General features: G+C 70.3%; 11 protein-coding genes. 5 read left to right on the top strand and 6 right to left on the bottom strand.

Going from position 1 to position 13,417, the window contains the following annotated elements; genetic code table 11:
* Nucleotides 1-4 precede the first annotated feature (4 nt).
* The 3 genes from MXD59_RS00610 to MXD59_RS00600 all read right to left on the bottom strand — a co-directional run bounded on the left by MXD59_RS00610 (nt 5) and on the right by MXD59_RS00600 (nt 2,967).
* On the bottom strand, nt 5-898 hold the full coding sequence (locus MXD59_RS00610; RefSeq protein WP_248822989.1) for a phosphopantetheine-binding protein: 894 nt from the start codon (nt 896-898) through the stop codon (nt 5-7).
* 306 nt (nt 899-1,204) lie between these two features.
* On the bottom strand, nt 1,205-2,611 hold the full coding sequence (gene proS / locus MXD59_RS00605) for a proline--tRNA ligase (RefSeq protein WP_248822988.1): 1,407 nt from the start codon (nt 2,609-2,611) through the stop codon (nt 1,205-1,207).
* Between the two features lie 80 nt (nt 2,612-2,691).
* The gene (locus MXD59_RS00600) at nt 2,692-2,967 is read right to left on the bottom strand and encodes a hypothetical protein (RefSeq protein WP_248822987.1); all 276 of its coding nucleotides are present in this window, start codon (nt 2,965-2,967) and stop codon (nt 2,692-2,694) included.
* A gap of 829 nt (nt 2,968-3,796) precedes the next feature.
* Here MXD59_RS00600 and pstS point away from each other — a divergent pair.
* The 5 genes from pstS (at nt 3,797) to MXD59_RS00575 (ending at nt 9,010) form a co-directional block, all read left to right on the top strand.
* On the top strand, nt 3,797-4,903 hold the full coding sequence (gene pstS, locus MXD59_RS00595) for a phosphate ABC transporter substrate-binding protein PstS (RefSeq protein ID WP_248822986.1): 1,107 nt from the start codon (nt 3,797-3,799) through the stop codon (nt 4,901-4,903).
* Between the two features lie 114 nt (nt 4,904-5,017).
* Nucleotides 5,018-6,124 (top strand): phosphate ABC transporter permease subunit PstC, encoded by a 1,107-nt coding sequence (pstC, locus tag MXD59_RS00590; protein WP_248811509.1) that lies wholly within the window; start codon nt 5,018-5,020, stop codon nt 6,122-6,124.
* The gene (gene pstA / locus MXD59_RS00585) at nt 6,121-7,200 is read left to right on the top strand and encodes a phosphate ABC transporter permease PstA (protein WP_248822985.1); all 1,080 of its coding nucleotides are present in this window, start codon (nt 6,121-6,123) and stop codon (nt 7,198-7,200) included. The genes pstC and pstA overlap by 4 nt, the downstream gene beginning before the upstream one ends.
* Before the next feature lie 152 nt (nt 7,201-7,352).
* The gene (gene pstB, locus MXD59_RS00580) at nt 7,353-8,129 is read left to right on the top strand and encodes a phosphate ABC transporter ATP-binding protein PstB (protein ID WP_163549208.1); all 777 of its coding nucleotides are present in this window, start codon (nt 7,353-7,355) and stop codon (nt 8,127-8,129) included.
* Between the two features lie 32 nt (nt 8,130-8,161).
* Entirely contained in the window at nt 8,162-9,010 is an 849-nt protein-coding gene (locus MXD59_RS00575) for a response regulator transcription factor (protein ID WP_248822984.1), read from the top strand.
* A 163-nt stretch (nt 9,011-9,173) separates the two neighbouring features.
* On the opposite strand, the gene MXD59_RS00570 is transcribed toward MXD59_RS00575, so the two are convergent.
* The 3 genes from MXD59_RS00570 to radA form a co-directional block, all read right to left on the bottom strand.
* On the bottom strand, nt 9,174-10,124 hold the full coding sequence (locus tag MXD59_RS00570; RefSeq protein ID WP_248822983.1) for an HhH-GPD family protein: 951 nt from the start codon (nt 10,122-10,124) through the stop codon (nt 9,174-9,176).
* A 154-nt stretch (nt 10,125-10,278) separates the two neighbouring features.
* The gene (gene disA, locus MXD59_RS00565) at nt 10,279-11,358 is read right to left on the bottom strand and encodes a DNA integrity scanning diadenylate cyclase DisA (RefSeq protein WP_163549067.1); all 1,080 of its coding nucleotides are present in this window, start codon (nt 11,356-11,358) and stop codon (nt 10,279-10,281) included.
* A gap of 126 nt (nt 11,359-11,484) precedes the next feature.
* A complete protein-coding gene (gene radA, locus MXD59_RS00560; protein WP_248822982.1) occupies nt 11,485-13,107 on the bottom strand; it encodes a DNA repair protein RadA in 1,623 nt (540 codons plus the stop codon).
* Between the last annotated feature and the right edge of the window lie 310 nt (nt 13,108-13,417).

The following is a 13,417-nucleotide window of genomic DNA, read 5'->3' as shown; positions in this document are numbered from 1 at the left end:
GCGATCAGGGGCCGGCGGCTCGTCCGGTCAGCCTGTCCAGATGTTCCGGGTAGGCGGCCAGGATCAGACGGTCCCAGTAGCGACCGTGATAGTAGTCATGTCCGCGCAGACGACCCTCAAGTTCGAGCGCACCGCCCGCCGCATTCGCCCGGTCGGCGCCGGAGAACTGCGGGTAGTTGAATTCTGGGAGCTCGAAGTACAGTTTTCGAAAAGGCCAGATATCAAAGATGTAACGAACGAAGAGGTTCAGGGCCTCGACCGCGAGCCCGGAGCCGGTGTAGTCCGCCGACACGGCCGCGCCGACATACGCGAACCCGAGGGTGAACTCCGGGTTGTAGCAGATCGCGTGCCCCACCGGCCGGCCCGTCTCGACCGACTCGATCACGAACTGCGTCAGCACACCCTGCCACAGCTCCTGCTCGAACTGCGGGTAGGACGGCACCGAACCCCGGTAGCGCCAGCGGAAGCCGACGTCCGGCGTGACGGCCAGCTCGTACAGGAACGGCGTGGATGACGGCAGGACCGGCATCAGCCGCAGGAACCGCCCGGCCAGGCACGGCGCCGGCACCGGCATGGACGCCGGATTCTCCCCGGTCTCGATCGCCCGGACGGGGTCGCCGGAAACGGCCGCTCGGGTGGCTGCCCGCGGGGTGGACGAGGCGGCATCGGCGGCCTGGCCGGCACGATAACTGCCGTACAACTCGCCGATGGTCTCGATCTCCAGCCAGTTGGCCTCGGAGATGTCGGTACCGAGCTCCGCGACGAAAAGACACAGATCAAGCAGGCGGAAGGAATCAAGGCCGAGATCGGCGTGCAGTCGGCTGTCGGCGGTCACCGCTGAGCCGGAAAGACCGAGGCGGCGGGCGACAAGCTGTTCGAATTCGTCCGGTCGGAGCATGATACCTGTTCTGCGGGAACGTAAGGCAAAACGTCAGGACGATTTCGGCCGGGTGGGGTGCCGCTGACGTTAGCAAGGGAGCCGAACGGCCGCAATTTCGCTGACCCGTTTCGGCTAACGCGCCCGGTCGGACCAGGGCCGAAGGGCTGCCCCTTCGGGTGCCACACCGCCGCCCCGGGCCTGGTATGTCAGAGCCGGGGTATCCCAGCCCCGGGTATCCCGGGCTCGGGGCCCGGGCGGCGGCTCTCGCGTGTGGCGGCGCCCCCGGAGTTCGGCTTCGCGGCCTGGCTCCGGGGGCGGGCGGGATCAGTAGGAGCGGGCGATCAGGGCGACGAGCTCGTCGGCGGGGGTGCCGGGAGCGGGGATCTCGCCGTCGGCGGTCTGCAGGCAGCGAACGGTGAGCGCGTCCTCGGCGAGGCGTGCCTCGCCCTCCTCGCCCACGGCGGACCAGGGAATGCGGGCGAAGCCGGTGGCCGCCGCCGCGGCGGCGTCGGCGATGGTGGTCACATCCGCGGTGCGCTGCTCGCGCAGCGCCACGGCCTCGGCGTACAGGCCGGCCTGGACCTCGTCAAGCGCGGCCGACACGCGAGTGGCGACCTCGGCGAGCGGGACGGGGGTCTTCACCGAGGTGTCTCGGCGCACGACGGTGACGGTGCCGGCGGCGAGGTCACGCGGACCGACCTCGACCCGGACGGGCATGCCCTTGATCTCGGCGTCGGTGACCCGCCGACCGAAGGACAGGCCCGGCCGGGCGTCGAGCCGCACGCGCAGGCCGGCGTCGGTCAGCGACGAGACGAGCTCCCGGGCGGCGGCCACCACCGCCTCGTCGTCGCGCACGGGCAGGACGATGACCTGGGTGGGTGCCAGCCGCGGCGGGACGCGCAGGCCACCGTCATCACCATGCGCCATGATCAGGCCGCCGACCATGCGGGTGGAGCAGCCCCAGGAGGTCGTCCAGGCCAGGTGGCGGGCGCCGTCGGCACCGAGGTAGTCGATGTCGAAGGCGCGCGCGAAGTTCTGACCGAGCTCGTGGCTGGTGGCCATCTGCAGCGCCTTGCCGTCGCCCATCATGCCTTCGCAGGTCATGGTGTTCGTCGCGCCGGCGAACCGCTCACGGCGGGTCTTGACCCCGACGAGCACCGGGATCGCGAGCACGTTGGTCAGGAAGTCGCGGTAGACCTCCTGCGCGATCCGCCGGGCGTAGGCGGCCGCGTCGGCCTCGTCGGCGTGCGCGGTGTGCCCTTCCTGCCAGAGGAACTCGCTGCTGCGCAGGAACAGCCGCGGCCTCAGCTCCCAGCGCACCACATTGGCCCACTGATTGAGCAACAACGGCAGGTCGCGATAGCTCTGGGTCCACTTGGCCAGATACTCGCCGATGACGGTCTCGCTGGTGGGCCGCACGACGACAGGTTCCTCGAGCTCCTTGCCGCCACCGATGGTGACGACCGCGAGCTCGGGGCTGAAGCCCTCGACGTGCTCGGCCTCCCGGCGCAGATAGCTCTCCGGGATGAACAGCGGGAAATAGGCGTTCTGGGCACCGGCGGCCTTGATCCGGGCGTCGACCTCGGCCTGCATCCGTTCCCACAGGGCGTAGCCGTACGGTCGGATCACCTGCGTGCCGCGGACGGGGCCGTTCTCGGCCAGTTCGGCCTTGGCGAGCACATCCTGGTACCAGCGCGGAAAGTCGGTTGCCCGGGGGGTGAGTACAGCCACCCGTCCACGATATTGCCTGGGCCCGACAGTTCCGCGCCGGGACGGTCCGGCGCCGCGCTGGTCGGGCGCCGGCGGCGTCCTCACCGCGGCGTCGGCTCCTCCGGCGAGCTGCGGGGCGGCTCGCGAAAGACCAGCGAGACGTCGACGTCGCCGTGATGGCTGATCAGGCTCGCGGCCGGCGGGACCAGGATCATCGCGGTCGTCAGGTCGGCGGCGGTGGCACCGGGCGCGAGGGTCAGCTCGTGCCGCACGGCCGGCCCGTCGTCGACGGTGACCACCTCGGCGAGCGTCGGGGGGCGTCCCCCGAAGCCTGGGCGGGGCTCGGGCAGCAGATCGTCGCTGTCGAGAGTGTTCATCTTCGGGCTGTCCTCCGGTGCGTCGATCGAGTGGGCAGGGGCGGCGCGGGGTGGGACGACAGGTGACGCGGGTGACGCGGGTGACGAGGGTGGTGCGGGTGGTGCGGTCGACCCCGCGATGGTGGTCCTTGCGTGGTCGACGGGATACTCCTGGCGATCCTGGCCGGGGGGTGATCCGGCGGGTCGAACCGCTGGATATCCCTGCGATACTGTCAGCAACCTCGATGTTGCTTGACAGCAAATCACGGGAGAGCTGTGCTGGCTACGGGAGATCTGGGGACGGATCGGACGTCGGGTAACCGTGGCCGAACATCCTGATCATCTGCGTAGCGGCGCGCGTGGCTTGGCCGCTTCGCCGGCTGCATCCCACTGTGTGGCCGGGCGCAGTAGGTCAGGCCAGGGCAGGTGGCACGTGGATGAACATTCGCCGCTGTCGGAACATCCGGTGCGACCGTCTCGATGACCTTCGTCGATTCCGAAATGCCACATTTAGGACGTTCCGCTGTTCATGCGCTCTTCTCGGAGCCACTCGGCGGACACCGTGGCCATCTCGTCAGCGAGCCGGCCATGCCTGGTCGTGCGGGTTGATCTCCAGTTGGGATCACTTTTCGCAATATTGTCGACACACGCCGTCGTAAGTAGGAGGGGTTTCGAGGGGTCAACGGGTCGCAAATCCTCCGACATGGATGTGTTCTGGTTGGTGACTGGTTGGCGTATGCGCCTGTTCATCTTTCGTTCATCCCGAATCGCTTCGATTCTCGCCGGCACCCCGGTCCGGGGGGCGGACGACATTCGGCGCCGGGCTCGGCGTTGGGACGAAGGGTTGCTTGTGAAGCTAGGCAAGCGTCAGGCCGCGGTCGGGGCCGCGATGGTCGCGCTGCTCACCGTGGCAGCGTGTGGAACTGACGACAACAACGACGCGGGTGGCACCACCGAGGCGTCGGCGAGCGCCAGCGCGATCGCCTGCGCCAAGGGCTCGATCACCGGGTCGGGCTCCTCCGCGCAGAAGAACGCCGTCGACGAGTGGGTGAAGGCGTACCAGGACGCCTGCTCCGGCGCGACGATCAACTACCAGTCGACCGGCTCCTCGACCGGTCGTCAGCAGTTCATCTCCAAGCAGGTCACCTTCGCCGGCTCCGACTCGGCGCTCAAGGACCAGCAGAAGACCGATGCCGACAAGCGCTGCGCGCCCGGCACCGCGGTCGACCTGCCGATGGCTGTCGGCCCGGTCTCGCTGATGTACAACCTGTCCGGTGTGAAGGACCTGCAGCTGTCCGCCGAGACGCTGGCCGGGATCTTCTCCGGCAAGATCACCAAGTGGGATGACGCGGCCATCAAGGCGGAGAACAGCGGCGCCTCGCTGCCGTCCGCCACGATCGCCACGGTGCACCGTTCCGACGGCTCCGGCACGACGGACAACTTCACCAAGTTCCTCAAGGGCGCGGGCGGCAGCGCCTGGACGTTCGACTCCGGCTCCGACTGGAAGGCCCCGGGCGGCCAGGGTGCCAAGGGCTCGGACGGCGTCACCTCCACGGTGAAGTCGACCGAGAACTCGATCGGCTACGCGGAGCTCTCCTACGCGGAGAACGCCGGCCTGTCCACGGTCAAGGTCAAGAACGCCGCCGGCGAGTACGTCGCGCCGAGCACCGAGGGCGCCTCCCTGGGCCTTGGCACCGCCAAGATCGCGGATGGCGACGACCTCAAGCTGACCTTCGACTACACGACCGCCACCAAGGGTGCCTACCCCGTGTACCTGGTGACCTACGAGATCGCCTGCACCTCCGGCCTGCCGGCCGAGGAGGCCGCGCTGGTCAAGTCCTTCCTGACCTACACCGCCTCGGACGCGGCCCAGAAGTCGATCGGTGACCTCGGCTACGCGCCGCTGCCCGACGCCGTCGCCAGCAAGGTCCGCGCGGTCATCGCGAAGCTCGCCTGAACCACCGCACCGCCTGAACCACCGCACCACCGCACCACCTGACCGGCCCGGTCGAACCCGCGGTGGGGACATCGCGCCCCACCGCGGGTTCGTCGGCGTATCTAGGAGAGGACCATGACGACGGAGCCGGACAGCTCGGCGCAGTCCGCCGAGCAGCGGGGGGCCGCTTCGGCGACGGTCCCGCCGACAGACGACCCGGTCGGGGCCCCCGCGAGCGGGCCCACCAGCACCGGGTCGGACCAGCCTGATCACGATCCGGCCGCGTTCACCCGGCCCGCGCCCACGACCACCGGCAAGGCCGCGGTCGGCAAGGCGGACGTGGCCTTCAAGAACCTCACCCGGGCCGCCGGCCTCGGACTGCTCGCCCTGATTGTCGCGATCGCGCTGTTCCTGGTGCTGCGGGCGACGCACGCACTCGGCGAGAACGACGGGAACTTCCTCAGCACGCAGGAGTGGTTCCCCAACCAGGACCCGCCGAAGTTCGGTGTGGCCGCGCTGCTGTTCGGCACGATCGTCACCGCCGCCATCGCGATGATCATCGCGGTGCCGGTGGCCGTCGGGATCGCGTTGTTCATCACCGTCTACGCGCCGCGACGGCTCTCCTCGCCGCTGGGCTACATCGTCGACCTGCTGGCCGCGGTGCCCAGCGTCGTCTACGGCCTGTGGGGCCTGCTCGTGCTCGCCCCGCACATGAAGGGCATCCAGCTCTGGCTCAGCGACTACCTCGGCTGGATTCCGCTGTTCAGCGCCGACTCGGTGGGCCGTTCGTTCTTCGTCGCCGGTGTCGTGCTCGCGATCATGATTCTGCCGATCGTCGCGGCACTGTCGCGTGAGGTGTTCCTCCAGGTGCCCACCGCGCACCGGGAGGCGGCCCTGGCGCTGGGCGCCACCCGCTGGGAGATGATCCGCACGGCGGTGCTGCCGTACGGCAAGCCCGGTGTGATCAGCGCGTCGATGCTGGGGCTTGGCCGGGCGATGGGCGAGACGATCGCCGTCGCGCTGGTCCTGCCCGCCTCGTTCAAGATCTCCTGGAACTGGCTGGAGCCGGCCGGGAACACCATCGCGGCCAACGTCGCGAACGGCTGGGGCGAGGCCAACGACATCGGACGTGGCGCACTGATCGCGTCCGGTCTGGTGCTGTTCGTCGTCACGATGATCGTCAACATCATCGCGCGGGCCATCGTGGCGCGTCGCCGTGACTTCTCCGGGAGCTCCGCATGAGCACCGCGACCGTTCCCGAGCCCACCGTTCCCGGGCCCGCCAACCCCGGCGAGGACCGGCTGAACCTGCGCGGCGAGACCCTGCCCCGCTTCGTGCCGCCGGTGGTCGCCGCCGGCTCGCTGGTCGTCGCCCTGCTGATCTATCTGCTGACGCCGATGGACAGCGAGATCCAGATCGTGCTGATGGCCGCCCTGATCTTCGTGGTGGCGATGACCGCGATCTCCACCAGGGTGGAGGGCCGCCGCCGGGCCCGTGACCGGTTCGCGACCACCCTGGTCTACGGCACCTTCCTGCTCGCGCTGATTCCGCTGGTCGCGGTGCTCGCCAGCGTGATCAGCAAGGGTGCGAGCCGGCTCGACATCTCCTTCCTGACCCATTCGATGAACGGCATCGGTGCCCGCGACTCCGGTGGTGGCATCTACCACGCGATCATCGGAACGGTCGAGCAGGTGCTGATCGCCAGCGCCATCGCGGTGCCGTTCGGTCTGCTGGTCGCGATCTACCTGGTGGAGTACGGTCGCGGTCGGATCAGCCGGACGATCAGCTTCTTCGTGGACGTCCTCACCGGCCTGCCCTCGATCATCGCCGGTCTGTTCGTCCTGGCGTTCTGGATTCTGGCGCTCGGCCAGGGCTTCTCCGGTTTCGCCGGTTCACTGGCCCTGGTCGTTCTGATGATCCCGACGGTGGTGCGTTCCGCCGAGGAGATGCTCAAACTCGTCCCGAACGAGTTGCGTGAGGCCGGCTACGCGCTCGGTGTGCCCAAGTGGCGAACCATCCTGCGGGTCGTCGTCCCGACCGCCCTGCCCGGCATCGTGACCGGTGTCATGCTCGCCGTCGCCCGAGTGTCCGGCGAGACGGCACCCGTGCTGCTTACCGTCTTCGGAACGAACCTCATCAACGCGAACCCGTTCTCCGGTGAGCAGAGTTCGCTGCCCCTGTACATCTACTCGCAGGCCGGCCAGCCCCAGCAGTTCGCGATCGACCGCGCCTGGGCTGCCGCGCTCGTTCTGATCATCATCATCATGGTGCTCAACCTCATCGCCCGGCTGTTCGCCGGACGCAACCGGTTGAAGTGACCCCGACCCGGGCCGGCGGTGCGTACCGCCACTGACGCCGAAGCCGCCGCCGGCCCGCTCCGACGTGCACCACCCAGTCACTCCCAGCGTCCAGTCACTCCCCGCGTCCAGCCAGTTCCCAGCGTCCAGCCAGATCGTGAGTCGAGGTTGTCATGGCCACCCGCATCGAGGTAACCGGGCTGACGGCGTACTACGGCAAGTTCAAGGCCGTATCCGACGTCAACCTGACCATCGAGCCGAAGCACGTCACCGCATTCATCGGACCGTCCGGATGCGGGAAGTCCACGGTGCTGCGCACCCTGAACCGGATGCACGAGGTGCTGCCGGGGGCCCGCGTCGAGGGCAGCGTGCTGCTCGATGGTGAGGACCTCTACGGCGCCGGGATGGACCCGGTGAACGTCCGTCGGACCGTCGGTATGGTCTTCCAGCGGCCGAACCCGTTCCCGACGATGTCCATCTACGAGAACGTCATCGCCGGCCTGAAGCTCAACGGGATCCGCAAGAAGGCCCTGCTGGACGAGCGGGTCGAGGAGTCGCTGCGCGGCGCCAACCTCTGGGACGAGGTCAAGGACCGTCTGAACCGCCCCGGTGCCGGCCTCTCCGGTGGTCAGCAGCAGCGGCTGTGCATCGCCCGGGCGATCGCCGTCGAACCGCAGGTGCTGCTGATGGACGAGCCCTGCTCGGCGCTCGACCCGATCTCGACCCTGGCGATCGAGGACCTCATCAACAAGCTGAAGTCCAGCTTCACCATCGTCATCGTCACCCACAACATGCAGCAGGCGTCCCGGGTCAGCGACTCGACCGCCTTCTTCTCCCTGGAGAAGACCGGCGATCCCGGTCGCCTCGTCGAGTTCGACAAGACCTCGAAGATCTTCACCAACCCGACGGAGAAGCGGACCGAGGACTACGTGTCCGGACGGTTCGGCTGACCACCAGCGAAATCACCGGACAGGACGCCACGATGGTTCCGACGTGGACAGGCTCCGGCCTGTCGGCGGCGGAGCGCGGGCCAGCGGGTGACCGCTGGCCGGCGGGGGAGCGCGATCCGACCGCAGCTGATCATGCGTCGAGCCGTGGGCAGCGGCCGGTCGGGCTGGAACGAAAACAGCCCGCGCCGGTCCTGCTCATCGCCGACTCCGAAGTCGAACAGGACATGCTCGCGGCCATCGTCGGTGGCGGTGTGGAGGTCAACCTCGTCACCGACGGAGCCCTGGCGCTGCTGGAGATCGGCCTTCACCAGCCCGATGCCCTCCTGATCAGCGCCCGCCTACCGGTAGTGGACGGTGTGACCGTGGTACGCACCGTCCGTAGCGTCGCCGGCCACGACGACCTCCCGATCCTGCTCGCCGTCGGCCCCGACGACCGCCCCGCGGCCGCCGCCGGCCTGGACGCCGGGGCGAGCGCCTGCGTCGGTAAGCCCTACCGGGTCACCGAGGTCCTCGCGATGGTCGGCGGCCTGCGCCCGGACCGTTCCGGCACACAGACGGCGCGCTCCAACGGCACCGAGGTGCTGCGCGGTGGTCCGGTCCTGCTCGACCGCGCCGCCCATGAGGTGCGCCTGGACGGAACCCTCGTCTCGGTTCCACCCCGGGAGTTCCGCCTGCTCGCCCTGCTGCTGGAGCAGGCCGGCCGGGTGGTGCCCCGCGAGACCCTCCTGCGTGAGGTCTGGGGCTCCGCCCACACCGAGACGAACACGCTCGCCGTCCACGTCCGCCGCCTGCGTCGCCGGCTGGGTGAGGCCGCGGGCGAACCGACCATCATCGAGAGCATCCGCGGCGTCGGCTACCGCTTCCGCGCCGCCCCCGGCTAGCTCACCACCCCTGGTGCCACCGGACGACATCTGTCCGGACGTGCCCAGGTGTCCTGATCGACAGGTAGGTCGTCACCTCGGAGGACCGTCCAGCCCGGGAGGGGGCGGTCCGGTCTCGGAGGACCGTCCAGCCCGGGAGGACCGTCCAGCCCGGGAGGGCCGGTCAGACTGGGAGGGCGTAGACACCCGGGGCGACCTGGACGACCAGACCGTCACCGAGGAGCCCGGCCAGCGCCCGGCCACGCTGGACCGGCTCGTCCCAGACCTGGTCGAGCAGTTCCTGGTGGATGGGATGGTCGGCGTCCCGCAGGACGGCGAGCAGCCGGCCGCGGACCTGCCGGTCGGTGCCGGCGTAGCCCTGTGGCCGCCGGGCCGGGCCCGAACCCGGCGGGCTGCCCGCTCGCACCCACGCGCACCGCTCCAGCAGCGGGCAGGCCGCGCAGCGCGGAGCGCGGGCCACGCAGAGCAGCGCGCCGAGTTCCATCAGCGCCGCACTGGTCCGGGCGGCGGTCTCGGGATCGGCGGGGAGCAGGTCGGCGACGCCGGCCAGATCGGCGCGGCTGACGGTGGCCGGCGGGTCGGCGCGCCCCTCGACCGCCCGGGCGTACACCCGACGGACGTTGACGTCGACGACAGGTTGCCGCTGCCGGAAGGCGAAGGCCGCGACCGCCCGGGCTGTGTAGGTACCGATGCCCGGCAGGGCGAGCAGGGCGTCGAGGTCGGCTGGGATCTCGCCGCCATGGCGCTCCACGACCGCCGTGGCGCTCTGATGCAGCCGCAGCGCCCGCCGTGGGTAGCCGAGCCGCCCCCAGGCCCGCACGGCCTCACCGGACGGCTCAGCGGCGAGGGCCGCGGGCGTCGGCCAGCGCGCGAGCCAGGCCTCCCAGACGGGCAGGACCCGGTTGACCGGCGTCTGCTGCAGCATCACCTCGCTGACCAGCACCGCCCAGGGTGTCGTGCCCGGCCGACGCCAGGGCAGGTCACGCGCGGCCCCGACGAACCAGTCGAGCACCAGCTCGCCGAACGCCGTCGACGCGACGGGTGGCCCGGATGCGAGGGGGGGCACGGCTGCGACGGGTCCCGGGGAACCGCTGGTCGTGGTCATCCCGGCCATCGTGCCATCCCGCCCATCGTGCCATCCCGGCAGCATCGGGCCATACCCGCTCGGTCGGGGTCGGGGTCGGTCGGGGATCGGGTCGGCCATGGGAGGGGACGGATCGGGTCGTGGGGCGAAACGGGGGGCGGGACGGGTCGTGGGGCGCGGGCCCCTAGACGTAGCGTTCGAGGATGCTGGACTCGGCGAGGCGGGACAGCCCTTCGCGTACCGCTCGGGCGCGTGCCTCACCGATGCCGTCGACGGTCTGCAGGTCGTCGACGCCGGCGGCGAGCAGCTTCTGCAGGGTGCCGAAGTGGTCGACGAGGCGGTCGACGACGAGCCGGGGCAGCCGCGGGACCTTCGCCAGCATCCGGTAGCCGCGCGGGCTGATCTGGCGATCGAGGATGTCCGCCCCGCCGGAGAAACCGATCACCCGGGCGAGCACGGTGAGGTCGAGCAGGTCGGTGGGGGACATCGCCGACAGTTCGTTGAGTACCTGGGTGGCCGACCCGGCGCGGGAGCCGGCGGGCAGGTAGTCGCGAACGGTGAGCTCCCGTTCGGTCTCGACGCCTGCCATCAGTTCTTCGAGCTGCAGGGACAGCAACCGGCCGTCGGTGCCGAGTTCGACGACGTAGCCCTCGATCTCGTCGGCGATACGGCGGACCATTTCCAGGCGCTGGCTGACCGAGATGGCATCGCGAACGGTGACGAGATCCTCGATCTCGAGCGCGGAAAGGGTGCCGGCCACCTCGTCGAGGCGCAGTTTGTAGCGTTCGAGGGTGGCCAGGGCCTGGTTCGCCCGGGACAGGATCGCGGCCGAACCGTCCAGCGCGTAGCGCCGCCCGGCGACATACAGGGCGATGATGTGCATGGACTGGCTGACGGAGATGATCGGGTACCCGGTCTGCTTGGCGACCCGCTCGGCCGTGCGGTGCCTCGTGCCCGACTCCTCGGTGGGGACCGTCGGGTCCGGCACGAGGTGGACCGCGGCCCGCACGATGCGCTGCAGGTCGGATGACAGCACGATCGCGCCGTCCATCTTTGCCAGTTCCCGCAGCCGGGTGGCCGAGAACTCGACGTCGAGCTCGAATCCGCCGGTGCACAGGCCTTCGACGACCTTGTCGTGACCGAGCACGATCAGGGCGCCGGTGTGGCCGCGCAGGATGCGCTCCAAGCCGTCGCGGAAGGGGGTTCCGGGGGCGACCGCGGCCAGTGTCGCCCGGAAGATGTCGTCTCCGGGTGGTCGTGCCATCAGGCTCACTCAGCTCCTCGGTTCCCCCACTGTCTCCGCCTCTGCCGTGATGCTATCGGGGCGATCGCCGCGGGAGGTCCGCAATCATAAGGTAATGAAAGGCCACGAAATCGACATCCGTGATTCTTATGTTTTGTACATATGTGTAATCGCGGCGACCAGATCAGGCACCTCGGTGACGGTCATGCCCTCGAAGGTCTTCTCCGTACTGGTAGCCCCCGTGTGGTTCGCCCGCGGGGCCCGGTCGCCCTCGCCGACCGCCCGCAGCGCTCTGGCCTGGGCGCTGTCACCCCTGGTCGCGCCGGCCCGCCCCTGAGCCCCGCCCGGGTCGTGGCCCTCGCCGCCGGTGACGAGCCCGGCGCCGGAGCCGGACGCCAGGGAGCCGGTGGGCACCAGCGCCCGGCGAAAGCCCAGTCGGGCCGCGGCCGCGAGCCTACGGGGGACTCCACCCACCGCGCGGACCTCACCGGCGAGCCCGACCTCACCGATGGTGATCAGATCGGCGGGTAGCGGCCGATCCCGCATGGCGCTCACGACCGCCAGCGCCGTCGCGAGATCGGCCGCGGGCTCGGCCAGACGCACCCCACCGACGGTGGCGGTGTAGACGTCACTGCGACCGAGACGGATGCCGCCCCGGCGCTCGACGACGGCGAGGATCATCGCCACCCGGGCCGGATCAAGCCCGGACACGGCCCGCCGGGGAACCTGCGCGGCCGAGTCTGCCACCAGAGCCTGGACCTCGGCGACGAGGGGACGACGCCCCTCCATCGTCACCGTCACGCAGGTCCCCGGCACCGCGGCGCCGACGCCCCCGGTGCCAGAGCGGGACAGAAACAGGCCGCTGGGGTCGGCGATGCCGTGGATACCGGCGTCGTCCATCTCGAAGCAGCCGATCTCGTCGGCCGGGCCATACCGGTTCTTGCCGGCACGCACGAGACGCAGCATCGAATGGCGCTCACCCTCGAAGTGCAGGACGACGTCCACCAGATGTTCGAGCAGGCGCGGCCCGGCGACGGTGCCGTCCTTGGTGACGTGCCCGACGAGCACCGTCGCGAGGCCGAGTGCCTTCGCCGTGCGGATCAGCACGGCCGCCACCTCACGCACCTGGGTGACCCCACCCGCCGCCCCCTCGACTCCCGCGGCCGAGATCGTCTGCACCGAGTCGACCACCAGCAGCGCGGGGCAGACCTGCTCGACGTGGCGCAGCAGCGCGCCGAGATCGGTTTCCGCGGCGATCCAGAGATCCTCGTGCAGCGCGCCCGTGCGCCCCGCCCGAAGCCGCACCTGAGCGGCCGACTCCTCCCCGGTGACGATCAACGCCCGGGACCCACCCGCCGCGCTGCGCGCCGCCACCTCCAGCAGCAGCGTCGATTTGCCGATCCCGGGCTCGCCGGCCAGCAGGATCACCGCGCCAGGGACCAGCCCCCCGCCAAGCACCCGGTCAAGCTCGTCAACGCCCGTCGGCCGACGCTGGGCCGCCGTGACATCGACATCGATCACCGACTGAGCCGGAGCCGTCACCTCGCTGGCGGCCGCGGCCGCGCTGCCGAGCCCGCCACCCCGCCCACCGCCGAGGGGCGACCCGCGCCGAGGCGCCGGTGTCTGGGCCTCCAACGTCCCCCACTCGTGGCAACGGACGCATCGGCCAGCCCAGCGCACGGACTCCGCCCCGCAGCCGCTGCACCGGAACCCACCTGAGGCCGCCCGTGCCGACGGGCGAGACACACCGGAGGCCCGACTGGAAGTCATGGTCGCCACGTTAGCCGCCGGGTCCGACAGTTCGACGCCCACGCCACGCCACGCCCAGCTCGCCGACGACTCCTCGGTCGTCCGCCCGGCGCGGCGTCCACGTCCGCACCCTGACCCGATCGCGCCCGATGATCGCACGGCGGCGGACTCGCGGGCTCGCGCTGTCGTGCCGGGGCGCGGTGAAGGATGCGGGCCCCGGCGTCTTTCGACTGTCTGATCTGTGCCGAAAAGAGCGACTGTCGGTATGTGGCGCTGGACGCCAGGGATTCCGGCGTCGCCAGATCACGGCCAGATCACGTCGTCCACGGGA

It is taken from the genome of Frankia umida, from assembly GCF_023242945.1.
Taxonomy (GTDB): Bacteria; Actinomycetota; Actinomycetes; order Frankiales; family Frankiaceae; genus Frankia; species Frankia umida.
The sequence above is the reverse complement of the archived record's forward strand: the minus strand, read 5'-3'. Positions and strand labels throughout refer to the sequence as shown.